This is a genomic window from Streptomyces sp. NPDC026522 (assembly GCF_055567555.1).
Genome location: NZ_JBVHQF010000010.1, coordinates 45,645 through 66,833, shown reverse-complemented (window position 1 = coordinate 66,833; position 21,189 = coordinate 45,645). Strand labels below are relative to the sequence as shown.

Here is a 21,189-nt window from a genome sequence, read left to right as displayed (position 1 = left end):
CTCCCGGCGGTAGCTGGGGGAGTTTGACGCGCGGGGCCCGGGGCGGAGCGCCACACCCAGCCCCCGTGGGGGCACCTCCCGGCGGTAGCTGGGGGAGTTTGAGGCGCGGGGGTCCCCCGGACGGAGTCTGGGGGAGGGTCCGGGGCGGAGTCCCGAAGGCCCGGGGCAGCCGGGGCCGCTCCGCGCAACGGTGGCGCAGCCGACCGCGTCACCGCCCCGCACGGGCTACCGCCCCCGGTACATCGCGTCGATCTCCGCCGCGAACTCCCGCCCGATGACCCCCCGCCTCAGCTTCAACGACGGCGTCAGGTGCCCCCGAGCCTCCGTGAACTCCCGCTCCAACAGCACGAACCGCCGGATCGACTCCGCCCGCGACACCAGCGCGTTCGCCTCGTCCACCCCCCGCTGCACGTCCGCCCGCAACTCCTCGTCCCGTACCAGCTCCCCGACCGGCACGCCCACCTTCTTGCGCATCTGCCTCCAGTGCGCCAGCCCCTCCCCGTCCAGCGTGATCAGCGCGGCGACGTACGGCCGGTTGTCGCCGACCACCAGGCACTGGGCCACCAGCGGGTGCGCCCGCAGCGCGTCCTCCAGGACCGCCGGGGCGACGTTCTTGCCCCCGGAGGTGATGATCACGTCCTTCTTGCGGCCGGTGATCGTCAGGTACCCGTCCTCGTCCAGCTCGCCGAGGTCGCCGGTCGCGAACCACCCGCCGTGCTCCGCCGCCCCGCCGTTCCAGTAGCCCGCGAAGACGTGCGGCCCGCGCAGCAACACCTCCCCGTCCTCCGCGATCCGTACCGCCGTCCCCGGCAGCGGCCAGCCCACCGTGCCCAGGCGCGGCTTGAGCGGGGGCGTCACCGTCGCGGCCGCCGTCGTCTCCGTCAGGCCGTAGCCCTCGAAGACCTCCACCCCGGCCCCCGTGTAGAACGCCGCCAGCCTCGCCCCCAGCGGCGAACCCCCGCTCAGGACGTACCGCACCCGCCCGCCCAGCGCCGCCCGGATCCGCCGGTACACGAGCGGGTCGTACAGCGCCCGCGCCGCCCGCAGCCCCCATCCCGTCCCGCCGGTCTCCCCGTACCGCCGGGCGATCTTCGCAGCCCGGTCGAAGGACGAGGCGCGGCCCATCTGTTCCGCCGTCGCCCGCGCGGTGTTGTAGACCTTCTCCAGGACGTACGGGATGGCCAGCAGGAACGTCGGCCTGAACCCGGCCAGGTCCGCCAGCAGGTCCTCCGTACGGATGCTCGGCGCGTGCCCCAGCTTCACCCGCGCCCGCATGCAGCCCACGGCCACCATCCGCCCGAACACGTGCGACAGCGGCAGGAACAGCAGGGTGGAGGCCGGTTCGCTGCTCGCGGCGCGGAACACCGGGTGCAGCAGCTCCACGGCGTTGTCCACCTCGGCGAAGAAGTTGCCGTGCGTCAGCACGCACCCCTTCGGCTGCCCGGTCGTCCCGGAGGTGTACACCAGCGTCGCGACGTCCTGCGGCGTACGGACCCGCCTGCGCTCGTGCACCAGCGCCTCAGGGATGCGCTCCCCGGCCTTGACGAGCCGGGCCACGGCGCCCGTGTCGAACTCCCACAGGTGCACCAGCCCCGGCAGGTTCACCCGTTCGGCGCTGATGATGCGGGCCTGCGTGGTGTCCTCGACGGCGCAGGCCACCGCCCCCGAGTCCTGGATGATCCAGCGCGCCTGGGCCGCCGAGGAGGTCGGGTAGATCGGCACGGTCACCAGCCCGGCCGCCCAGCCCGCGAAGTCCAGCAGGGTCCACTCGTAGGTGGTGCGCGCCATGATGGCGAGCCGGTCACCGGCCCGCAACCCCTCGGCGATCAGTCCTCTGGCGACGGCCAGCACCTCGGCCGCGAACTCGGCGGCGCTCACGTCGCGCCAACTGCCGTCCGCCTCCTTGCGCGCCAGCACGGCCTCGCCGGGCGCCTCGGCCGCATTGTCGAACGGGACGTCACCGAGCGATCCCCGGCCGGGCGGCCCTACGAGTGCGGGCACCGCCACCTCCCGCACCACCCCGTCGATGACGGTCTTCACGGGCGGGACCAGCTGTGGCTCGGCGTGCACGGGCGTTCTCCTCGGCTCGACTCCGGAGTTACCGCCGGTAATCTACGCACGGGTAACGGCCGCTGACCAGCCCCTGAACAGGCCCTGACCACCGCGGACACGAGTCCTCCACCGGGCGCGCACGCATGCCCTTCGCCCCGCGCCGAGCGCGGGGCGAAGGACGGGAGTTGTGGTGGGGGCCGCGGCTAGTCGGTGCAGTACCTGTTGATCGCCGAGTTGAAGGAGCTGTCGAACGCGACCTTGTAGGCCTCCTTGGCCTTCTGCTGGGCCGCCGTGTCGGCGGTCAGACCCTGGAGGTTCTGCTGGGGTGGATTGGGCTGTGCGCTGCAGGCACCGGACTGGGCCACGGTCTTCCCCTGGGCGAAGCCCTCCTTGGCACCGCGCGCCTGCTCGGAGGCGATCAGCTTCTGGTTGACCGCGTCCTGGGCCGCCGCGCCGCCCAGGCAGTTCGCACTCGAACCGCCGTTCTGGAAGGCCCGGTACTTGCCGGCCGGCACGTCACCGGACGTGAACTTGCCGTCGTCGCCCACGGTGGCGGTGCCGCCGCCCGCGCCGTCGGTCTGGTCGAGGAAGGCCTTGCCCTTGGCCTTGTCGAACCCCTCGCCGGTGACGATCACCTTCGTGGCGTCAGCGGCCGGTTCGACGAAGCACTGGGCGGCGGCCGGTGCGGCGGGCGCGGCCTTCGGGGTCGCGGCCCATCCTGTGGCGGCCGTACCGATGGCCAGCGAACAGGCCATGAGGGGGGTGAACAGAGTGATGCGGGTTCGTTGGTTCATCGTCGTTCCTCACCTGTGGTGGGGGAGGCTGATGGAGCCACGGGGCCTGCACTGCCGGCGGGCGCACGGACTTGGCGCCCCATAAGGCCGACACGGTGCACGGGAGGGGGAGCGCTACAACGCGCACGTCCCGTTGGGCCTCCGGAAGGAGTCCGTCCCACCCATCGTCCCCCGGCCCTCCGGACCTGTCGACCGGAGCCGCTTCGCCCTAGGCGGCCCCGGCCTCGACCTCGGGGGGTGGGCACTCGCGGCAGCGGCCCGGTTCCGGGGCGCGGAAGGCGCGTTCGCAGCCGTCGCAGGTCTGGAAGGGGTCCGGGCGGGCGGCCGGGCGGCCAACCGGGGCCGCGGGGAGGGGTGGCGGGACCAGCGAGGTGATCCGGTAGGCCAGGACCGCCGCCGCGCTGCGCAGGCCGTCGGGGAGGTCGGCGGCCAGTTTCCGCCCGATGACGTCGGGCGCGACCCCGCGTTCGAGCCAGGTGGACAGACCCGGTGCCAGGCGCAGGACGTCCCGTTCGGACAGCAGCAGCCGCGGGTCGAGCGCCCGCAGTCCGGCCAGCAGGTCGATGGCGGCGGGGTGCAGGGGCGCGACGGGCTCCGGCTCGGGATCCGGCTCCTCGGCCTCGGGGTCCGGCTCCTCGACCTCCCACTCGGGTTCCGGCTCGGCCGCGGGTTCCGGCACCGCAACGGGCCGCCCCCGCCCCGGGCGGGGCTCGGCGGGCTCCTCCGTTTCCGCGCCGGGCTGCTCGTAGTAGTACGTCCGGGTCACCATCCGCCCGCTGTCCAGCCGTACGACGCGCCGCTCGACGTAGCCGAACTCCTCCAACTCCCGCAGTGCGGCGGCCAGCCGGATCTCCCCCTCCGGGAAGTGCGCGGCCAGCGCCTTGATACCGACGGGTGCGCCGTCCCGCAGCGACTGGACGTACACGGCGACGCCGAGGGCCGTCGCCGACAGCTGGGCGTGCTGGGCGAGGTGGTTGCCGACGACCGTGAAGCGCTTGCGGTGCCGGGACTTGACGTGAATGACGCCGGATCGGTGATTCCCGGGCGTAACCCGGGCCGCGGCGCGGGGCAGCGCCCTAGAATGCGTGAGAGCCATTGGGAAGCCTGTTACTTCCTAGTTGGTCAGGCCCTCGCCCGGGATGCCAGTCCCGGCGGGGGCCGTCTCATGTCTGAGGTTGTCGGCCAGAGCATATGCCAGGCAACCCAGAGGAAATCCACCCCAGTTGGCACAGTTCACCCGTCCGAGCGACGGGAGGCCGGGAGGGTTGGTCGGGTGGTCATTCACCCTCTTCGTATTGGAAGTACAGGGACCAACCCGACCGGGTCCCGCCCCACCACGACCCGGTGAACCACCCCTTCACCCCAACCGATATTTCCCCCCGAACCACCCCGCCGAAGGCCCTCTCCACCACCTCCGCGCCCCTACCACAGCGCCGGGACGGTCAGCCGTGCGGAGCCTCGGCCACCTCGACCGTCCCGGCGCCTTCCCGACGCACCCGCTCCGCTCCCCAGACACCCAGCGGCCCGAGCGCTTGGTTCAGCGTGTGCCCGTGCTCCGTCAGGGAGTACTCCACCCGAGGCGGCACCTCGGCGTAGACCTCCCGGTGCACGAGGCCGTCCTCCTCCATCTCGCGCAGGTGCTGCGTCAGCATCTTCTCGCTCACGCCCGCCAGACCCCGCCGCAACTGGGCGAAGCGGCGCACGCCGTGCGCGTCGAGTTCCCAGAGGATCAGTCCCTTCCACTTGCCGCTCACGACGTCCAACGCGGCGTCGATGCCGCAGATGTACGGCCCGCGCCTCGGCGCCTTGGCCATGTCGGCCCCCTAACCAAAAGGTAAGTACCGCAGTAAATAGTGGGTACTACCGAGGCTAGTAGCCCTCTCCGAGCATGGAGAGGTGAACGAACGAGAGATCCACGACACCAACCGGCAGGGCAGCCCCGTCACCGTGATCGGGCTCGGCCCGATGGGTCGCGCGATGACCCGCACCCTCCTCACCGCCGGACACCCGGTCACCGTCTGGAACCGCACCCCCGGCCGGGCCGACGACCTCGTCACCGACGGGGCGGCGCTCGCCGCGACACCCCGCGAGGCGGTCGAGGCGAGCGACCTGGTGCTCCTCAGCCTGACCGACTACCAGGCGATGTACGACGTCCTCACCGGCGACACCTCATCGCTCGCCGGCCGAACGCTGGTCAACCTGAGCTCGGACACCCCCGACCGCACGCGCGAGGCGGCGCAGTGGGCGGCGGCCCACGGAGCCGCCTTCCTCACCGGCGGTGTCATGGTCCCCGCGCCGATGGTCGGCACGCCGGCCGCCCACGTCTACTACAGCGGCCGGCACGAGGTGCTGGAGAGCCACCGCACGGCGCTGGCCCTCCTCGGCACGCCGAAGCACCTGGGCCAGGACCCCGGCCTGGCCCAGATGATGTACCAGGCCCAGCTGGCGGTGTTCCTGACCACCCTGTCCGCACTGATGCACGCCACCGCGATGCTCGGCAGCGCGGGCATGAAGGCCCGGGAAGCGCTACCGGAGTTGCTCGCCTCCGCCGACTCGATCGGCGCCATCCTGCGGGCCGGCGAATCAACCCCCGGCGCCGCGCTGGACGCCGGGGAGCACCCCGGCGACCTCAGCACGATCACCATGATGGGGGCGACGGCCGACCACATCGTCGGGACCAGCGCGTCACTCGGCCTCGACCTCGCGCTCCCGCTCGCCGTACGGTCCCACTACCGGCGGGCGATCGAGGACGGGCACGGCGGCGACAACTGGACCCGCATCATCGACGGCATCCGCGACCCGCACTGACCGTTGCGCCGCGAGGGACGTCAGGAGGCGTCCGCCGCCAGCAGCTCCACCACGATCTCCGCGCCCAGCGCGTACGCCGGGACCCCCGAGGTGATCAGGGCGGTCTCGGCGACTCCGATGAGGTCGGCGACCGTCGCGCCGGCGTGCAGCGCGCCCTGGGCGTGGATCCGGGCGGGGTGCTCGCGGCCCAGGGACAGGAGCTGGCCGAAGTGGACGAGCTGCTGCACGCGCGCGCCCAGCGGGTTCTCGGTCAGCACGATGTGCCGCAGCGCCGCGAGCGCCTCCTCGGTGGGCAGCCGGTCGAAGTCCCGTGCCAGGCGCAGCCGGTCCTGCACACCGCCCGGAACGCCGCCGAGCGTGGAGCGGTAGCGGGCCCGTACGGCGTCGGCACGGGCCTCGGGCGCCGTCGGGTCGCCCGTCATGACGCGACCCGGGCGATCGAGGCGCGTACGGCGGCCAGGGCACCCTCGGGGAAGTCCACGGCCCCGCCGATCGCCGCCGCGGCGAGCTCCGCCTCGGCGCTCTCCTCGATGGCCACCACCAGGTGGGCGGTGGCCGCCGAGTCCGGACCGAACACCAGCAGCCCGTGATTGGCGAGCAGGGCCGCGGAAGTCGTCGGGCACCGCTCCAGCACTTCGGCGATCCCGCGGACCGATGTGTCGGACCCGCGCGGCCCCCACGGAACCACCGGCACCTCCTCGGGCTGCCCGAAGCGCAGCATCGGCTCGGTCCGGCACGGCAGCGGCCGGTGGGCGACGGCGAAGGCGGTCGCGGAGGGCGAGTGGGTGTGGATGATGGCGCCCACCTGCGGACGGGCCCGGTAGACGGCGCTGTGCATGGCGATGATCTCGGCGCTGACGGAGCGCAGTTCGCCCGCCAGGACCCGCCCGTCGAGGCTGACGGTCGCCAGGTCCCCGGGCCGCAGCCCGCGGACGAACCCCGGCGTCAGCAGGAAGCTTTCGGCATCGAGCCGGGCACTGAGGTTGGCGTGCCCCGAGTGGGACATCACCCCCGCCGTGAACAGCGCCTCCGCCGCCCCGACCAGCTCGTTCGCCCGCCCGGACCCTGCCTGTGTGGTTGCCATTGCGGCACCTCCGAAGTCTGCTGCCAGCGGCTCCTGCGTTCGCCGCTGTCCTCGCGCTCCCCACTCTTCAACTTGAACTAAGGTTTAAGTCAAGCGGCGGACCGCCGTACCGATCGGAAACGGGAGGAGCGGCCCGTGCGCATGACCATCGGACAGCTCGCGGAGCTCACCGGAGTGCCGGCGTCGGCCATCCGGTTCTGGGAACGCCACGGCCTGCTGCCCGCGCCCGAACGCCAGAGCGGGCAGCGGCGCTACCCGCCGGAGGCGGCGCAGCGCATCGTGGTGCTGCGCAAGTGCCAGCAGGCCGGGCTGACCCTGGCGGAGATCGGCGAGTTCCAGGAGGACCAGCCGCGCAGGCAGGCGATGATCCGCGCCAAGATCGCCGAGGTCGAGCAGCGCATGATCGACCTCGAACACGCCCATCAGCTCCTGGTCCACGCCCTCCAGTGCGGCGAGGAGGACATCGTCAGCTGTCCCAAGTTCCGCGAGCAGATGTCCGCCTGGCAGACGTCGTCGCGCTAGCCCCGGTCCAGAAGACCTCCGCCCACACCACCTTCCCGGGCGCGGGCCCTTCCCGTACGCCCCACCGGTCGGCGTACGCGTCGACCAGCACCAGCCCCCGCCCCGGGGGGCGCAGCACGGGCAGCAGGTCACCGCGCGTATCGGTCACCTCGATCCGCAGCAGGCCCGGACGCGCCAGCAACTCCAGCCGGAACCCCCGCCCCGGCACCCGCCCGTGGGTGACGGCGTTGGCGGCGAGCTCGGCCACGATGACGCGGGGTGCGTCCAAGGGCAGGCCCCAGCCGCGCAGTTGCTCGACGGCGAGCAGCCGGGCGAGCCGGGCCGCGCGGGGGGTGGCGGACAGGAGGACGTCATAGTGCCGGGCGTCGAGCGCGGGTCCGGCGAATTCGCTGTTCACCTCACAGAGCGTGGCGGTGCGTGCGTAGCGTGAGAAGGCACGACGCCCTTGCGTCCGGGCTTTGTCCGGACGTTGTCCGGAGCTGTCCGGCCGGTCCGCACCGTTGCCCCGGGCAGGGGGCGTTGAGGACATCGGCTCGTCGGAGGTAGCGCGCATGGGCGTGGACAGTGACGGTACGGAAGACGCCGGCTGGGACGTCGATCCCGAGGACGAACAGGGGGTCGCGGTCCTGTCCGCGCTGGGCCGCCAGCTGCGGACCTGGCGGGAGCAGGCGGGGATGCGGGTCGCGGACCTGGGCGTGGCCATGGGGTACGGGGAGGACCTGGTCCGCAAGGTCGAGTCGGGCAAGCGCATCCCGCGCCCGGAGTACCTGGACAAGGCGGACGAGGCCTTGGGCGCGGACGGCAAGATCCGCGCGATGAAGCCGGACATGGAGCAGGTCCGGTACCCGAAGAAGGTCCGCGACCTGGCGAAGCTGGAGGCGAGGGCGGTGGAGCTGTCCGCCTATGGCAACCACAACATCCACGGCCTGTTGCAGACCAAGGATTACGCCCGGGCGCTCTTCGAGATGTGGCAGCCACCGCAGACCAAGGAGCAGATAGAGCGTGGGGTGGCTGCCCGCATGGCCCGAAGGTCGATCTTCGAGCGGTGTCCTGCGCCTGCCCTCAGTTTCGTCCAAGAAGAGGTGACGCTTCGCCGTCGTATCGGAGGGACAATGGTGCTGCGCAGGCAACTCGAACGTCTGCTGGAGGTGTCCCAGTTGCGGCATGTGACGATCCAGATCATGCCGACCGATCGCGAAGAGCACGCCGGAATGGGCGGGTTGATTCAGGTAGTGAAGTTCGCCGACGGTTCGGCGGTAGGGCGCTCAGAGGGGGCGTTCAACGGCCGGCCCGTCTCTGATCCGAGGCATCTCCGAGTCCTTGAGCAATGTCATGCCATGATCCGATCCCAGGCTCTCACGCCACGGGAGTCAATGGCCTTCATCGAGCAAGTGCTGGGAGAGACATGATCGACAACCCCGAGCTGGACTGGTTCAAGAGCAGTCACAGCAGCGGCAGCGAGGGCGGCTCCTGCGTCGAGGTGGCCTGGTTCAAGAGCAGCTACAGCGACAGCGGCGACGTCAACGACTGCGTCGAGGTGGCCACCACCCCCGCCGCCGTCCTCGTCCGGGACTCCAAGGACACCCGGATCCCCCACCTCGCCTTCGGCCCCGCCGCCTGGGCCGGGTTCGTGGCCGCCGCCCGCTGAGCCGGGAAACACCGCGGCCCCCGCCCGGGGGCGGGGGCCGCGGTGCGTGCGTACCGGCGTCAGGCGGCCACGGCCACCGGGGTGCGGGCCGGCTCCTCCTCCAGGGGGGAGGACGAGGCGGCCGCGTAGGCCGTCTTGTCCAGGATCCCCTCGCGGGCCGAGACGATCACCGGGACCACGGCCTGGCCGGCCACGTTGGTGGCGGTGCGCATCATGTCCAGGATCGGGTCGATCGCCATCAGCAGGCCCACGCCCTCCAGCGGCAGGCCCAGCGTGGAGAGGGTCAGGGTCAGCATGACCGTGGCGCCCGTCAGACCCGCCGTGGCGGCGGAGCCGACCACCGACACGAAGGCGATGAGCACGTACTCCTTGATGCCCAGCTGGACGTCGAAGATCTGCGCGATGAAGATCGCCGCCAGCGCCGGGTAGATCGCGGCGCAGCCGTCCATCTTGGTGGTGGCGCCGAACGGGACGGCGAAGGAGGCGTACTCCTTCGGGACGCCGAGGCGCTCGGTGACCTTCTGGGTGACCGGCATGGTGCCGACCGAGGAGCGGGAGACGAAGGCCAGCTGGATGGCCGGCCAGGCGCCCTTGAAGAACTGGAGCGGGTTGACCTTGGCGACCGTCGCGAGGAGCAGCGGGTACACGCCGAACAGCACGAGGGCGGAGCCGATGTAGACGTCCGCGGTGAAGGTGGCGTACTTGCCGATCAGGTCCCAGCCGTAGGTGGCGATGGCGGTGCCGATGAGGCCGACGGTGCCGATGGGCGCGAGCCGGATGACCCACCACAGGGCCTTCTGGAGCAGCTCCAGGACGGACTCGGCGAGGGTGAGGACCGGCTGCGCCTTGGTGCCGAGCTGGAGGGCGGCGATACCCGCGACGGCGGCCAGGAAGACGATCTGGAGGACGTTCAGCTCGGTGAACGGCGTGACGATGTCCTTCGGCACGATGCCGGTCAGGAAGTCGAGCCACGAGCCGTGGTGCTTGGGCAGCTTGCCGTCCTGCGGGGTGAGGCCGGTACCGGCGCCCGGGTTGGTCAGCAGGCCGATGGCGAGGCCGATGCCGACCGCGATCAGCGAGGTGATCATGAACCACAGCAGGGTGCGGGAGGCGAGCCGCGCGGCGTTGTTCACCTTCCGCAGGTTGGTGATCGACACCAGGATGGCGAAGAAGACGAGCGGGGCGACGGCCAGCTTGAGCAGCTGGATGAATATGTCGCCGATCTGCTCCAGCGTGGTGCCCAGCCAGCTGATGTCCTGGCTCTTGGCGAGCCAGCCGAGCAGCACGCCGAGCACGAGACCGGTGACGATCTGGGCCCAGAACGGGAACTTGAACGAGGCCTTGGCGGCCGGGGCCGGGGCCTGGGGGGTGGCGGACACGGACACTCTCCGGGGGTGACGCGTACGGGACGACGCGTGAAAACGTGACGAACGGGGACGCGCGGGAACGGACGGAAGGTTCCTGCGGCGGTGACGGGGGCGGTGTTGACGACGCGGTGGGGACACGGTGCGGCAGCACCCGGAAAGGGCCGGGCCGGCCGGGACCGCTGCTGTGTCGTCAGCGACAACAGCAACAGGCCGCGGACACGCGGCGGCAGAGGTCGACGTGCAGGCGCGCCACGAGCGGAACGCTCGCGGTCATCTGGTGCGCAACTGTGGTCAACATGTTGAACACGCTAACACTTCTCCTTTGAGAATCTCAAAGGCGCCCTTTGAGCCATGGTCGCGCCGGAACGCACGAACGCCCCAGCGGTACGGGTGGAGTTCCCGTGGCTGGGGCGGTTCGGAGTGTGAGGAAGGTAACCGGGCGGCTGCCCGGAGCGGTGCGCTACGCGGCGCGGGCGGCGTCGTCGGCCGCGTCCTCCTGGCCGCGGTTCTCGGCGAGCTTCTGCTTCGCGCCCGCGACCCGTCCGGTGATCTGCACGGACATCTCGTCGCGCTGCTTGCGCAGGAGCACGAAGGACAGCGGCGCGGAGAGCACGAGGGCGAGCAGCACGATCCAGGCGAAGTTGGCGTCGCCCAGCCCGGCGGGCACCCAGCCCAGGTGGACGAACACGGCGACGAGCACCAGGCACCCGACGAAGATGCCCAGGCGCATCGCGGTGTAGCGGATCGTCGCGCTCGGCTTGAGGGACACGGTGACCCCTTCTCTCTCGTCTTCGTACGGCGGCACGTGCCCGTCCAGTGAAGCACGCCGCGGCCGGGCTCAGGTCCGCCGGGGTCGGCCGCCCCCGCGGCCCCGCCGTCAGTGCAGCGGCAGCAGCATCGTGATGTCGTCGCGGTCGTCGCCGGGGGCCACCCGGATGGCCTCCGGGACCCGGCCGACCTCCTTGTAGCCGCAGGCCGCGTAGAAGTGCTCCAGGCCCAGGCCGCCGCGGCAGGTCAGGCGGATCGCCTCGATGCCGTCCAGGGACCGGGCGGCGTCGGCGACGGCCGCCATCAGCGCGCGGCCCGCGCCCCGGCCCTGGAGGCGGGGGGCGACCATGACGGTGTAGGCCGTCACCCAGTGCCGCATCAGCCGGTGCGGGTTCAGCGCGAGGACGGCGGCGGCGGCGACCTCGCCGTTGCCGTCCCGGCCCACGATCAGCCGGTGGTTTCCCTCGACCATCGCCACCAGGTGCTTGACCAGCGCCGGACGCACGTCCTCGGTGGTGACCGGCGGGACGAAGCCGACCGCGCCGCCCGCGTTGCTGACCTCGGTCCAGAGTTCGAGGAGTCCGTCGCGCAGGGCCGGGTCAACGACGGGGTCCACCGTAAAAGTAAGGGCCATAGGCGGAGAATATCTATTACCAGATGGGCCCGGCAATGCTTTTCCGGCGCCTCTTGCGGCGCCCGGGAACGGCGCGGGCCCCGGTCCACCAGGACCGGGGCCCGCCGCCTCCGTACCACCCGCGCGCCGTGCGCGTCAGACGCGCATCGCCTGCGGCGACTCGCGCAGGTCCGCGTCCGGGCCGGGGTACTCGCGGATGATCTCGTAGCGCGTGTTGCGCTCGACCGGGCGGAAGCCGGCTTCCCGGATGAGCTCCAGGAGGTCGTCGCGGCCCAGCTTGTTCGGGGTGCCGTAGTTGTCGGCGTCGTGCGTGATCTTGTACTCCACGACCGAGCCGTCCATGTCGTCCGCGCCGTGCTGGAGCGCCAGCTGGGCGGTCTGCACGCCGTGCATCACCCAGAAGACCTTCACGTGCGGCACGTTGTCGAACAGCAGGCGCGAGACCGCGAAGGTCTTGAGCGCCTCGGCGCCCGTCGCCATCGTCGTGCGCGCCTGGAGCTTGTTGCGGACCTTGCCGTCCTGCATGTCCACGAAGTCGTGCTGGTAGCGCAGCGGGATGAAGACCTGGAAGCCGCCGGTCTCGTCCTGGAGCTCGCGCAGCCGCAGCACGTGGTCGACGCGGTGGCGCGGCTCCTCGATGTGCCCGTAGAGCATGGTCGAGGGGGTCTTGAGGCCCTTCGAGTGCGCCAGGCGGTGGATGCGCGACCAGTCTTCCCAGTGGGTGCGGTGGTCCACGATGTGCTGGCGGACCTCCCAGTCGAAGATCTCGGCGCCGCCGCCGGTCAGCGACTCCAGGCCGGCCTCGATCAGCTCGTCCAGGATGTCGGAGGCCGACATGCCGGAGATCGTCTCGAAGTGGTGGATCTCGGTGGCGGTGAACGCCTTCAGCGAGACGTTCGGCAGCGCCTCCTTGAGCGCGGAGAGCGAGCGCGGGTAGTAGCGCCACGGCAGGGTCGGGTGCAGGCCGTTGACGATGTGCAGCTCGGTGAGGTTCTCGTTCTCCATGGCCTTGGCCAGGCGGACGGCTTCCTCGATGCGCATCGTGTACGCGTCCTTCTCGCCCGGCTTGCGCTGGAACGAGCAGTACGCGCAGGACGCGGTGCACACGTTGGTCATGTTGAGGTGGCGGTTGACGTTGAAGTGGACGACGTCACCGTTCTTGCGCGTGCGCACCTCGTGGGCGAGGCCGCCGAGCCAGGCCAGGTCGTCGGACTCGTAGAGGGCGATGCCGTCCTCACGGGTCAGCCGCTCGCCGGAACGGACCTTCTCCTCCAGCTCACGCTTGAGCCCAGCGTCCATGCCGGTCCTCTCCTCTGTCTGTCCTGATCTGTCCTGCACTGCCCGTGCCTGCGCGGTTGCCGCGCCGACCCGTGTCCGGGTGGCCGCAACCGCCACCCACCGTACTCTCAGCCCTCTTCGGGCAGTTCCCCGACCCGGTTCTCCCACTTGGTGGAGAGCACGATCGTGGTGCGGGTGCGCGAGACGCCCTTGGTGCCGGAGAGCTTGCGGATGATCTTCTCCAGGCCGTCCACGTCGCTGGCGCGCACCTTCAGCATGAAGGAGTCGTCGCCAGCGATGAACCAGCAGTCCTCGATCTCGGCGAGGTCGCGCAGCCGGCGGGCCACGTCCTCGTGGTCCGCGGCGTCGGAGAGGGAGATGCCGATCAGCGCGGTGACGCCGAGGCCGAGCGAGGCCGCGTCCACGGTCGCGCGGTAGCCCGTGATCACGCCCGCCGTCTCCAGGCGGTTGATGCGGTCGGTGACGCTGGGGCCGGAGAGGCCCACGAGACGGCCCAGCTCCGCGTACGAGGCACGGCCGTTTTCCCGGAGTGCCTGGATGAGCTGCCTGTCCACCGTGTCCATTACGTGGAGCCTTCCATTATTCGGCGATTCTGCGAGTCTAGGTATAGAATCTAAGGCACACAGGGGTCAACACCCTGTGATTTCATTCAACAGATCAAAGACGATCTTCAGGAGTGGTTCACCGTGTACACGATCGAGATGGCCTACGCGCACATGCGACAGCTCCAGGAGCTGGCCAACCGATCCCGCACCGACCAGCCGTCCGCCGCGCACCGCGTCGACAAGATGCGCAAGCCGCGCACCGACAAGAAGCGCTAAGCACCGCTCGCCTCCCGGGGAGCCCGGGTACCTCCGAGCTCCCCCTCCCACCTGCGGTACAGCTGGTGCGGCACGCCTGCCGCGTCCAGCACCCGCCCCGCGACGAAGTCCACCAGATCCTGGATGTGCGTCGCACCCGCGTAGAACGCCGGAGAGGCGGGCAGCACGACCGCGCCCGCCTCGTCCAGCGCCACCAAGTGCTTCAAGGTCTGCCCGTTCAGCGGGGTCTCCCGCACCGCGACCACCAGTCGGCGCCGCTCCTTGAGCGTCACGCTCGCGACCCGCTGGAGCAGGTCCTTCGACAGCCCCAGCGCCACCCCCGCCACGCACGCCGTGGACGCGGGCACGATCAGCATCCCCTTGACCGGGTACGAACCCGAGCTCGGGCCGGCGGCCAGGTCCCCGGCCCCCCAGTGGCGTACGCCGTCCAGCGCGGGCGGGGCGAAACTGCCCGGCTTGCCGTCCGCGCCGCGTTCCAGCCACTGGGCGAGGTCCGCGCGCCAGTGCGCGTCACGGAACGCGATGCCGGTTTCGTCCAGCAGGGTGAGCCGCGAGGCCCGGCTCACCACCAGGTCGACGCTTTCCCCCGCCGCGAGGAGCCCGCGGAGCACCGCCGCCGCGTACGGCGTCCCGGACGCCCCGGAAACCCCGACCACCCACGGGGTGCGCTTGCCGTCAGTCATGACTCCGAGACTATCCGGCCACCGCGGGCGGGCACGGAGTAAGGTGCCCGGACGTTCAAAGGGTGGACACGAAAGACGGCGGCGGCCGCCCCCGGGCCGCCCGGCTACAGGGTCAGTCCGCGTACGGCCAGGTCCAGGACGGCGCAGACGAAGAGCGCGATCCCGATGAAACCGTTCACCGTGAAGAAGGCGCGGCCCAGCCGGGACAGGTCGTGCGGCGTGACGATCATGTGCTCGTAGAGGAACGCGGCCACGACGATCACCAGGCCGGCCCAGAAGAACACCCCGGCGTGCGTGGCCACCGCGTACCAGGCCAGCAGGCCGGTGGTGACGACGTGCGCGCCGCGCGCGCCCCACAGCGCGGCCGGGATGCCGAAGCGGGCCGGGACGGACTTCACGCCCTCCGCGCGGTCGGCGGCCACGTCCTGGCAGCCGAAGATCAGGTCGAAGCCGCCGATCCACACGCCGACGGCCAGGCCCAGGATCACCGCGTCCCAGGACCACGTACCGGTGACCGCCAGCCAGGCCCCGACCGGACCCATCGCCTGGGCCAGGCCCAGGATGGCGTGCGGGAAGTTCGTGAACCGCTTGCCGTACGGGTACACCACCATCGGGACCACGGCGAGCGGCGCGAGCGCCAGGCACAGCGGGTTCAGCAGCGCCGCCGAGCCGAGGAACACCGCCAGCGCCACCCCGGCCCCGGTCCAGGCGGAGCGCACGGACACGGCGCCGGTGACGAGTTCGCGCCCGGCGGTGCGGGGATTGCGGGCGTCGATCTCCCGGTCGATGATCCGGTTGGCGGCCATCGCGAAGGTCCGCAGGCCCACCATGCACACCGTGACGAGCAGCAGCTCGGCCCAGTGCATCGTGCGGTCGAGCTGGAACATGGCGGTCAGGGCCGCGATGTAGGCGAAGGGCAGCGCGAAGACCGAGTGCTCGATCATCACCAGTCGCAGGAACGCCTTGACCCGGCCGGGGGCCTGCGGCGCGGGACCGGAACCGACGACCCCGTCGGCTGTCGTCATCATGCGAGGTCGCTCCGGAACGCTTCGAGGTCGGCCGCGAAGTCCGGCCCGGGCCGCAGCTCCAGGGTCTGGGCCGGCCCGTCGTGGCCCTCGGGCGGGGTGACGCGGGCGGTGACGGTCCAGCCGTCCGCGTCCGGGCGGCCGTCCAGGCGCAGGACGTCGCCGGCTTCCACGGTGAACGGGCCGCCGGCGCGCAGGGCGTCCCGCAGCCGCTCGGCGAAGTCCTCCGCCTCGATGTCGCGCAGGCCGGTCAGCTCGAAGCCGTCGCCCTCGCCGTCCTCGCGGTCCAGCATCAGCGCCCAGATGTTGCCGGGGCCCGCGAACTCCTCGGGCGTGACGCCCGCGTGCTCGGCGGCCCGGCGGACCTCCGGGTCGGCCGGGTCGAGTTCGGGGCGGACGAGGGCCACGTAGGTGCTCTCACCGCCGATGAAGAGGGCGGGGCCCCCGAATGCGGATACCGGGCTCACAGGCCGTACTCCTTCCAGCGGCTGTCGACCAGGGCGGCCGTCGCGGGGTCGGACTCCACCATGTCGGGCCAGCCGCCGTCGCGGGTGTAGCCCTCCTCCGGCAGCTTCTTCGTCGCGTCGATGCCCGCCTTGCCGCCCCAGAACTGCTGGTAGGAGGCGTGGTCGAGATGGTCGACGGGACCCTCGACCACGGTGAGGTCGCGGCTGTAGTCCGTGTTGCCGAGCGCCCGCCAGGACACCTCGTGCAGGTCGTGGACGTCGCAGTCCTTGTCCACCACGATGATCAGCTTGGTCAGCGACATCATGTGCGCGCCCCAGATCGCGTGCATGACCTTCTGGGCGTGCTTGGGGTACTTCTTGTCGATCGAGACGATCGCGCAGTTGTGGAAGCCGCCGGACTCGGGGAGGTGGTAGTCCACGATGTCCGGGACGATGATCTTGAGCAGCGGCAGGAAGAAGCGTTCCGTCGCGCGCCCCAGCGGCCCGTCCTCGGTCGGCGGGCGGCCGACCACGATGGACTGGAGCAGCGGGCGCTTGCGCATCGTCACGCAGTCGATCGTCAGCGCCGGGAACGGCTCCTGCGGGGTGTAGAAGCCGGTGTGGTCGCCGAACGGCCCCTCCGGCAGCATCTCGCCCGGCTCCAGCCAGCCCTCGATGACGACTTCGGCGTTCGCGGGCACCTGGAGCGGGACCGTCTTGCAGTCGACCATCTCGATGCGCTTGCCCGCGACGAACCCGGCGAACAGGTACTCGTCGATGTCCCCCGGCAGCGGCGCGGTGGACGCGTACGTCACCGCCGGCGGGCAGCCGAAGGCGATCGCGACGGGCAGCCGCTCGCCGCGCGCGGCGGCGACCGCGTAGTGGTTGCGGCTGTCCTTGTGGATCTGCCAGTGCATGCCGATGGTGCGCTTGTCGTGGCGCTGGAGGCGGTAGAGCCCGAGGTTGCGCACGCCCGTCTCCGGGTGCTTGGTGTGCGTCAGGCCCAGGTTGAAGAAGGAGCCGCCGTCCTTGGGCCAGGTGAACAGGGCCGGGAGCCGGTCGAGGTCCACGTCGTCGCCCGTGAGGACGACCTCCTGGACGGGGGCGGAGTCGCCCTTCACCTTCTTCGGCGGCACGTGCACCATCGAGCCGAGCTTGCCGAACGCCTCGCGCACCCCGATGAAGCCCTGCGGCAGCTCGGGCTTGAGCAGCCCGCCGATCTTGTCGCTGATCTCGGCGTACGACTTGAGGCCGAGGGCCTTGAGCAGCCGCCGGTCGGTCCCGAAGACGTTCATGGCGAGCGGCATGGCCGAGCCCTTGACGTTCTCGAAGAGCAGCGCGGGCCCACCGGCCTTGTTGACTCTGTCGACGATCTCCCCGACCTCCAAGTAGGGGTCGACTTCGGCCTTGATGCGCTTGAGGTCGCCCTCCCGCTCCAGAGCCCGGAGCAGCGAGCGGAGATCGTCGTAAGCCATGGGGCCCAGTATCCGTCACCTACTACCCTGGGGGCGTCACCGGGGCTCCGCGTGGGCCCGCCGCCACTGCCTGGGAGTCGGTCCCGCACCGTGCTGCGCTACCTGCCGTTCCTGCTGATCATCGCGCTGACCATCTACGCCTTCATCGACTGCCTGAACACGCCGGAGGAGGAGGTCAAGCACCTGCCGAAAGTGGTGTGGGTGCTGATCATCCTGCTGTTCTCGATCGTCGGACCGGTGGTGTGGCTGTTCGCGGGCAGGACCCGGACGGCGGCCGGCGGCGGCCGTGCCCGCCGCACCGAATGGGTGGCCCCCGACGACAACCCGGAGTTCCTGCGGTCCCTGCGCGAAGAGCGCGACAAGAACGAGGACAAGGACAAGGACTGAAGACAAGGGCTGAGCGCCGGCGCCCGCGCTCAGGCCCGCCGGGTCAGGGGGCGCGCGTAGGAGTCGCGCAGCTCGGCGCGGCGGGCGCGCGACCAGCCGGCGGGGGCCGTCAGCGCCGCTTCGAGGAGTTCGAAGTGCTGGTGCCAGTCCGCCAGGACCTCCGGCGGTTCGGGGCCCGGGCCCTCGCGTTCGTTCAGGAACCGGATCACCGTCGAGTCCGTGCCGACCGGCTCCAGGTGGAAGCGGATCCGGCCGAGCCCGCCGAGCGTGTACTCCACGACCCGTTCGACGTCCCAGGCCGTGATCCGGCCCGATGCCGCCGGGCCGCCGTCGAGCGGGCGCAGGGTGACGGCGCCGTCGAGGTGCCGCTCCAGGACCTCCGCCTCGCCCAGCCAGCCGCGCAGCCCGTCCGCCGTGGTCAGCGCGGGCCAGAGGGCCTCGTACGCGTACGGCAGGTGCGGCTCGAAGCGGATCAGCCGGCGGTCCTCGCCGCGGCTCTCGCTGGTGCCATGGCTCACAGGAGACATGACACCAGCGTCCCACTCCCGCCGGTCAGACGCCCGCGTACGAGTGCTTGCCGTTGAGCAGGATGTTCACGCCGTAGTAGTTCCAGATCCAGCAGGCGAAGGCGAACAGCGCCAGGTAGGCGGCCTTGCGGCCCTTCCAGCCCGCGGTGGCCCGCGCGTGCAGGTAGCAGGCGTACGCCACCCACGTCACGAAGGACCAGACCTCCTTGGGGTCCCAGCCCCAGTAGCGGCCCCACGCGTCGCCCGCCCAGATGGCGCCCGCGATGATCGTGAAGGTCCACAGCGGGAAGAACGCCGCGTTGATCCGGTACGAGAACTTGTCCAGCGTGGCCGCCGAGGGCAGCCGCTCCATGACCGAGGTGACGAAGCGGCCCGGCTGCTCGCCGCGCTCCAGCCGGGCCTCGTAGCCGTCGCGGAAGAGGTACAGCAGCGTGCCGGTCGCACCGATGTAGAAGACCGCGCCGCAGATGATCGCGGTGGAGACGTGGATCCACAGCCAGTACGAGTGCAGGGCGGGAACCAGCTGGTCGCTCGCGGTGTACAGCCAGGTGGTGGCGATGCCCAGGTCCAGCAGGACGGTGGTGACCAGGATCAGGCCCATCCAGCGGACGTTCTTGCCCAGCAGCAGCAGGATCAGGTACGCGGCGACGGCCACCGTGGAGAAGGTGAGCGAGAACTCGTACATGTTGCCCCAGGGGGCCCGCTTCACGGACGTCGCGCGCGCGACGACGCCGGCCGCCTCGATGAGGAACGCGAGCGCGGTCAGCGAGACCGCGATCCGCCCGTAGAGGTCGCCCTGCTCGGTGCCGCCCGCGGCGCCGGGGCCGTCCGGGACGTCACGGGTGCCGGCGGCGGAGCGGGTGACGACCTTCGGCCGGTCCAGGACGGCGGTGCCCCCCTTGGCACGCACCTGCACCGCCGGGGCCGCGGCGGCCTTGGCGCCGGTCAGCGCGGCGGCCGTACGGCCGACCTTGCTGCGGCTGCCGAAGATCCACTCTGCGATGTGGGCGAGGAAGGCGAGCGTGTAGACCGCCATGGACGAATAGACCAGGTAGTTGCTGATCTGGGCCAGGTTCTCATTGGCCTCGGCTGCGAGCGGCGTCATCCGCGCTCCCCTTCAACGGTTTCCTTGACAGGTTGGTCGGGCGCCGAGGGCGCCTGCTGGTGGAGTGCGGCGGCGAGTGCGGCCAGCTCCTCCGGGAGCTTGGTGGACTCGCTGCGGCCCAGGGCCGCCATCTCGACCACGGTCACCCCGTCCTCGCCCGTGACCGCCCGGACCCAGATCCGGCGGCGCTGGATGAACAGGGAGGCGGCCAGGCCGCCGATGGCGGCGATTGCGCCCGCGAGGGCGAGGCCGCTGCCGGGCTGGTGGGTGATGGAGAAGGTGGCCCAGCGCTCGATGCCCTCGAACTTCACGGTGCCCGCGCCGTCCGGCAGGGTCATCGTCTCGCCGGGCAGCATCTTCTGCTTGAACAGCTGCCCCGAGTCGTCCTTGAACATCTGCATCTTCGACGTGTCGAGCTGGTAGACGTTCTGCGGCAGACCCGAGTCCACGCCGAGGCTGCCGTGCCAGGCGCTGAGCATGAGCGCCGGGAAGTCCAGGTCGGGGAACTGGGAGAACATCGTCCCCTTGCCCTCGCCCGCGTAGGTCGGCACGAACATGGCACCGAAGCCGAGCTGTTCCTTCTTGCCGTCCTTGTTCTGGTAGCCGTCGGTGACCTTGATGGCGCCGGAGGAGGTCAGGTTCGAGTCCTGCGGCAGCATCGGCACGGCGTCCTTGAAGATCACCTTGCCGGTGGGGTCGGTCACCGAGACGATCGGCGCGTAGCCGTGGCCGAGGAGGTAGACCTTCGAGCCGTCGACCTCCAGCGGCTTGTTGACCTCGATCTCGCGCTTGTGCGGTGCGCCGTCCGCGCCGTCGCGGAAGGTGACGTACGCCTTGAAGTCGCGCGCGGTGCCCTTCTGCGGGCCGGTCTTGGCGTACGAGGCGTCGAACCGGTCCAGGGTGAAGGAGAAGGGCGGCAGGTCGTCGGGGGTGAAGAAGGACCCGGACTTGAAGTCGTCGTACTGGGTGAGCGTGTTGGAGAAGCCCTTGCCGCGCAGGACGAGCTTGCCGCCCTCGGACTTGTAGAGCTGCCCCCAGGCGAAAGCCACCAGCATGACGATGAGGGCGATGTGGAAGGCCAGGTTCCCGGCCTCGCGCAGGTAGCCCTTCTCGGCGGCCACCGAGCCGGCACCCGGTTCGGCGGCGGCCGTCTCGGTGCGGAAGCGGCTGCCGCCGAGCACCTTCCCCGCCGCCGCGATGACCTCGCCGGCGGGCTTCTCCGTACGCCACGTCGTGTACGCGGGCAGCCGGTCCAGCCGCCTCGGGGCGCGGGGCGGACGGCCGCGGAGCTGGCCGACGAACTGCCAGGAGCGGGGCAGGATGCAGCCGATCAGCGAGATGAACAGCAGCAGGTAGATCGCGGAGAACCACACCGAGCTGTAGACGTCGAAGAGCTGGAGCTTCTCGGCGACCGTCACCCAGGAGGCGTGCTCGCGCTTCCAGGTGGCGACCTTCATCGCGTCGACCTGGGTCTGCGGGATGAGCGAGCCGGGGATGGAGGCGAGGGAGAGCAGGAACAGCAGGATCAGCGCCACCCGCATGGAGGTGAGCTGGCGCCAGAACCAGCGCAGCCAGCCGATCACGCCGATGCCCACGGGGCCGCCGGGGGCGTCCTCCAGGGGGGCGGTGGACAGCTGCGCCCGGGCGGCGGCGTCGTCCGTCTGCTGGGACGCCTCGGCCTGCCGGGAGGCGGCGGTCTGCTGGGACGCCTCGGGGGACGCCTTGTCGGTCGTACTCATGTCCG

25 protein-coding genes are annotated in these 21,189 nt (G+C 71.1%); 6 read left to right on the top strand and 19 right to left on the bottom strand.

The window, feature by feature from the left end; all coding sequences use genetic code 11:
- Positions 1 to 225: 225 nt before the first annotated feature.
- The 4 genes from ACZ4M3_RS25040 to ACZ4M3_RS25025 all read right to left on the bottom strand — a co-directional run bounded on the left by ACZ4M3_RS25040 (position 226) and on the right by ACZ4M3_RS25025 (position 4,660).
- Positions 226 to 2,070 (bottom strand): AMP-dependent synthetase/ligase, encoded by a 1,845-nt coding sequence (locus ACZ4M3_RS25040; protein ID WP_467736173.1) that lies wholly within the window; start codon positions 2,068 to 2,070, stop codon positions 226 to 228.
- Positions 2,071 to 2,255: 185 nt separating this feature from the next.
- Complete coding sequence (locus ACZ4M3_RS25035) at positions 2,256 to 2,846, bottom strand: hypothetical protein (RefSeq protein WP_467736171.1); 591 nt, start codon at positions 2,844 to 2,846, stop codon at positions 2,256 to 2,258.
- A gap of 208 nt (positions 2,847 to 3,054) precedes the next feature.
- Entirely contained in the window at positions 3,055 to 3,942 is an 888-nt protein-coding gene (locus ACZ4M3_RS25030; RefSeq protein ID WP_467736169.1) for a helix-turn-helix domain-containing protein, read from the bottom strand.
- 346 nt (positions 3,943 to 4,288) lie between these two features.
- Positions 4,289 to 4,660, bottom strand: a complete 372-nt coding sequence (locus tag ACZ4M3_RS25025; RefSeq protein WP_467736167.1) for a winged helix-turn-helix transcriptional regulator — start codon at positions 4,658 to 4,660, stop codon at positions 4,289 to 4,291.
- 82 nt (positions 4,661 to 4,742) lie between these two features.
- On the opposite strand from ACZ4M3_RS25025, the gene ACZ4M3_RS25020 reads away from it, so the two are divergent.
- Positions 4,743 to 5,654 carry an NAD(P)-dependent oxidoreductase gene (locus ACZ4M3_RS25020; protein WP_467736165.1) on the top strand — a complete coding sequence of 304 codons (912 nt, stop codon included), beginning with the start codon at positions 4,743 to 4,745 and terminating at the stop codon, positions 5,652 to 5,654.
- A gap of 20 nt (positions 5,655 to 5,674) precedes the next feature.
- Here ACZ4M3_RS25020 and ACZ4M3_RS25015 read toward each other — a convergent pair whose 3' ends face one another.
- A complete protein-coding gene (locus tag ACZ4M3_RS25015; protein ID WP_467736163.1) occupies positions 5,675 to 6,076 on the bottom strand; it encodes a carboxymuconolactone decarboxylase family protein in 402 nt (133 codons plus the stop codon).
- Positions 6,073 to 6,738 (bottom strand): class II aldolase/adducin family protein, encoded by a 666-nt coding sequence (locus ACZ4M3_RS25010; RefSeq protein WP_467736160.1) that lies wholly within the window; start codon positions 6,736 to 6,738, stop codon positions 6,073 to 6,075. Before ACZ4M3_RS25010 ends, ACZ4M3_RS25015 begins: the two co-directional genes overlap by 4 nt.
- A 141-nt stretch (positions 6,739 to 6,879) precedes the next feature.
- On the opposite strand from ACZ4M3_RS25010, the gene ACZ4M3_RS25005 reads away from it, so the two are divergent.
- Complete coding sequence (locus ACZ4M3_RS25005; protein ID WP_467736158.1) at positions 6,880 to 7,260, top strand: MerR family transcriptional regulator; 381 nt, start codon at positions 6,880 to 6,882, stop codon at positions 7,258 to 7,260.
- Here ACZ4M3_RS25005 and ACZ4M3_RS25000 read toward each other — a convergent pair.
- Entirely contained in the window at positions 7,205 to 7,657 is a 453-nt protein-coding gene (locus ACZ4M3_RS25000; protein WP_467736156.1) for an ATP-binding protein, read from the bottom strand. The genes ACZ4M3_RS25005 and ACZ4M3_RS25000 overlap by 56 nt on opposite strands.
- 154 nt (positions 7,658 to 7,811) lie before the next feature.
- Here ACZ4M3_RS25000 and ACZ4M3_RS24995 point away from each other — a divergent pair, with 154 nt between their 5' ends.
- Together ACZ4M3_RS24995 and ACZ4M3_RS24990 are read left to right on the top strand one after the other, a co-directional pair.
- Positions 7,812 to 8,669 carry a helix-turn-helix domain-containing protein gene (locus tag ACZ4M3_RS24995; protein ID WP_467736154.1) on the top strand — a complete coding sequence of 286 codons (858 nt, stop codon included), beginning with the start codon at positions 7,812 to 7,814 and terminating at the stop codon, positions 8,667 to 8,669.
- Positions 8,666 to 8,908: a DUF397 domain-containing protein gene (locus tag ACZ4M3_RS24990; protein WP_467736152.1), complete on the top strand. Its 243-nt coding sequence runs from the start codon at positions 8,666 to 8,668 to the stop codon at positions 8,906 to 8,908. The genes ACZ4M3_RS24995 and ACZ4M3_RS24990 overlap by 4 nt, the downstream gene beginning before the upstream one ends.
- A gap of 59 nt (positions 8,909 to 8,967) precedes the next feature.
- Here the strand turns inward: ACZ4M3_RS24990 and ACZ4M3_RS24985 are convergent, their stop codons facing one another.
- The 5 genes from ACZ4M3_RS24985 to ACZ4M3_RS24965 all read right to left on the bottom strand — a co-directional run bounded on the left by ACZ4M3_RS24985 (position 8,968) and on the right by ACZ4M3_RS24965 (position 13,539).
- Entirely contained in the window at positions 8,968 to 10,293 is a 1,326-nt protein-coding gene (locus ACZ4M3_RS24985; protein ID WP_467736150.1) for a dicarboxylate/amino acid:cation symporter, read from the bottom strand.
- Between the two features lie 442 nt (positions 10,294 to 10,735).
- Positions 10,736 to 11,044, bottom strand: coding sequence for a DUF4229 domain-containing protein (locus tag ACZ4M3_RS24980; RefSeq protein ID WP_467736148.1), 309 nt, complete (start codon positions 11,042 to 11,044; stop codon positions 10,736 to 10,738).
- A gap of 108 nt (positions 11,045 to 11,152) precedes the next feature.
- Entirely contained in the window at positions 11,153 to 11,677 is a 525-nt protein-coding gene (locus tag ACZ4M3_RS24975) for a GNAT family N-acetyltransferase (RefSeq protein WP_467736146.1), read from the bottom strand.
- Between the two features lie 135 nt (positions 11,678 to 11,812).
- On the bottom strand, positions 11,813 to 12,976 hold the full coding sequence (gene mqnE, locus ACZ4M3_RS24970; protein ID WP_136216557.1) for an aminofutalosine synthase MqnE: 1,164 nt from the start codon (positions 12,974 to 12,976) through the stop codon (positions 11,813 to 11,815).
- A 107-nt stretch (positions 12,977 to 13,083) separates the two neighbouring features.
- Complete coding sequence (locus tag ACZ4M3_RS24965) at positions 13,084 to 13,539, bottom strand: Lrp/AsnC family transcriptional regulator (protein ID WP_136216558.1); 456 nt, start codon at positions 13,537 to 13,539, stop codon at positions 13,084 to 13,086.
- A gap of 123 nt (positions 13,540 to 13,662) precedes the next feature.
- Here ACZ4M3_RS24965 and ACZ4M3_RS24960 point away from each other — a divergent pair, with 123 nt between their 5' ends.
- Positions 13,663 to 13,797, top strand: a complete 135-nt coding sequence (locus ACZ4M3_RS24960; protein WP_268250203.1) for a hypothetical protein — start codon at positions 13,663 to 13,665, stop codon at positions 13,795 to 13,797.
- Here the strand turns inward: ACZ4M3_RS24960 and ACZ4M3_RS24955 are convergent.
- The 4 genes from ACZ4M3_RS24955 to ACZ4M3_RS24940 all read right to left on the bottom strand — a co-directional run bounded on the left by ACZ4M3_RS24955 (position 13,794) and on the right by ACZ4M3_RS24940 (position 17,426).
- Positions 13,794 to 14,480: a UbiX family flavin prenyltransferase gene (locus ACZ4M3_RS24955; RefSeq protein WP_467736143.1), complete on the bottom strand. Its 687-nt coding sequence runs from the start codon at positions 14,478 to 14,480 to the stop codon at positions 13,794 to 13,796. The genes ACZ4M3_RS24960 and ACZ4M3_RS24955 overlap by 4 nt on opposite strands.
- Before the next feature lie 104 nt (positions 14,481 to 14,584).
- Positions 14,585 to 15,508, bottom strand: coding sequence for a menaquinone biosynthesis prenyltransferase MqnP (mqnP, locus tag ACZ4M3_RS24950; RefSeq protein WP_467736141.1), 924 nt, complete (start codon positions 15,506 to 15,508; stop codon positions 14,585 to 14,587).
- Positions 15,505 to 15,972, bottom strand: a complete 468-nt coding sequence (locus ACZ4M3_RS24945; RefSeq protein WP_467736139.1) for a hypothetical protein — start codon at positions 15,970 to 15,972, stop codon at positions 15,505 to 15,507. The genes mqnP and ACZ4M3_RS24945 overlap by 4 nt, the downstream gene beginning before the upstream one ends.
- Positions 15,969 to 17,426: a menaquinone biosynthesis decarboxylase gene (locus ACZ4M3_RS24940; RefSeq protein ID WP_136216561.1), complete on the bottom strand. Its 1,458-nt coding sequence runs from the start codon at positions 17,424 to 17,426 to the stop codon at positions 15,969 to 15,971. The genes ACZ4M3_RS24945 and ACZ4M3_RS24940 overlap by 4 nt, the downstream gene beginning before the upstream one ends.
- Before the next feature lie 90 nt (positions 17,427 to 17,516).
- On the opposite strand from ACZ4M3_RS24940, the gene ACZ4M3_RS24935 reads away from it, so the two are divergent.
- Positions 17,517 to 17,813 carry a PLD nuclease N-terminal domain-containing protein gene (locus ACZ4M3_RS24935; protein WP_467736137.1) on the top strand — a complete coding sequence of 99 codons (297 nt, stop codon included), beginning with the start codon at positions 17,517 to 17,519 and terminating at the stop codon, positions 17,811 to 17,813.
- A 29-nt stretch (positions 17,814 to 17,842) separates the two neighbouring features.
- On the opposite strand, the gene ACZ4M3_RS24930 is transcribed toward ACZ4M3_RS24935, so the two are convergent.
- The 3 genes from ACZ4M3_RS24930 to resB are packed head-to-tail and all read right to left on the bottom strand — an operon-like array spanning position 17,843 to position 21,184.
- Positions 17,843 to 18,340 carry an SRPBCC domain-containing protein gene (locus ACZ4M3_RS24930; RefSeq protein ID WP_467736135.1) on the bottom strand — a complete coding sequence of 166 codons (498 nt, stop codon included), beginning with the start codon at positions 18,338 to 18,340 and terminating at the stop codon, positions 17,843 to 17,845.
- A gap of 25 nt (positions 18,341 to 18,365) precedes the next feature.
- Positions 18,366 to 19,445 carry a c-type cytochrome biogenesis protein CcsB gene (gene ccsB / locus ACZ4M3_RS24925; protein ID WP_467736133.1) on the bottom strand — a complete coding sequence of 360 codons (1,080 nt, stop codon included), beginning with the start codon at positions 19,443 to 19,445 and terminating at the stop codon, positions 18,366 to 18,368.
- A complete protein-coding gene (resB, locus tag ACZ4M3_RS24920; protein ID WP_467736131.1) occupies positions 19,442 to 21,184 on the bottom strand; it encodes a cytochrome c biogenesis protein ResB in 1,743 nt (580 codons plus the stop codon). The genes ccsB and resB overlap by 4 nt, the downstream gene beginning before the upstream one ends.
- Positions 21,185 to 21,189 lie beyond the last annotated feature (5 nt).

Coding starts and splice junctions, on each gene's coding strand:
- ACZ4M3_RS25035 (WP_467736171.1), bottom strand. CDS start 2,846: ATGAACCAACGAACCCGCATCACTCTGTTCACCCCCCTCATGGCCTGT.
- ACZ4M3_RS25030 (WP_467736169.1), bottom strand. CDS start 3,942: ATGGCTCTCACGCATTCTAGGGCGCTGCCCCGCGCCGCGGCCCGGGTT.
- ACZ4M3_RS25025 (WP_467736167.1), bottom strand. CDS start 4,660: ATGGCCAAGGCGCCGAGGCGCGGGCCGTACATCTGCGGCATCGACGCC.
- ACZ4M3_RS25015 (WP_467736163.1), bottom strand. CDS start 6,076: ATGACGGGCGACCCGACGGCGCCCGAGGCCCGTGCCGACGCCGTACGG.
- ACZ4M3_RS25010 (WP_467736160.1), bottom strand. CDS start 6,738: ATGGCAACCACACAGGCAGGGTCCGGGCGGGCGAACGAGCTGGTCGGG.
- ACZ4M3_RS25005 (WP_467736158.1), top strand. CDS start 6,880: ATGACCATCGGACAGCTCGCGGAGCTCACCGGAGTGCCGGCGTCGGCC.
- ACZ4M3_RS24995 (WP_467736154.1), top strand. CDS start 7,812: ATGGGCGTGGACAGTGACGGTACGGAAGACGCCGGCTGGGACGTCGAT.
- ACZ4M3_RS24990 (WP_467736152.1), top strand. CDS start 8,666: ATGATCGACAACCCCGAGCTGGACTGGTTCAAGAGCAGTCACAGCAGC.
- ACZ4M3_RS24975 (WP_467736146.1), bottom strand. CDS start 11,677: ATGGCCCTTACTTTTACGGTGGACCCCGTCGTTGACCCGGCCCTGCGC.
- mqnE (WP_136216557.1), bottom strand. CDS start 12,976: ATGGACGCTGGGCTCAAGCGTGAGCTGGAGGAGAAGGTCCGTTCCGGC.
- ACZ4M3_RS24965 (WP_136216558.1), bottom strand. CDS start 13,539: ATGGACACGGTGGACAGGCAGCTCATCCAGGCACTCCGGGAAAACGGC.
- ACZ4M3_RS24955 (WP_467736143.1), bottom strand. CDS start 14,480: ATGACTGACGGCAAGCGCACCCCGTGGGTGGTCGGGGTTTCCGGGGCG.
- mqnP (WP_467736141.1), bottom strand. CDS start 15,508: ATGATGACGACAGCCGACGGGGTCGTCGGTTCCGGTCCCGCGCCGCAG.
- ACZ4M3_RS24940 (WP_136216561.1), bottom strand. CDS start 17,426: ATGGCTTACGACGATCTCCGCTCGCTGCTCCGGGCTCTGGAGCGGGAG.
- ACZ4M3_RS24930 (WP_467736135.1), bottom strand. CDS start 18,340: ATGTCTCCTGTGAGCCATGGCACCAGCGAGAGCCGCGGCGAGGACCGC.
- ccsB (WP_467736133.1), bottom strand. CDS start 19,445: ATGACGCCGCTCGCAGCCGAGGCCAATGAGAACCTGGCCCAGATCAGC.
- resB (WP_467736131.1), bottom strand. CDS start 21,184: ATGAGTACGACCGACAAGGCGTCCCCCGAGGCGTCCCAGCAGACCGCC.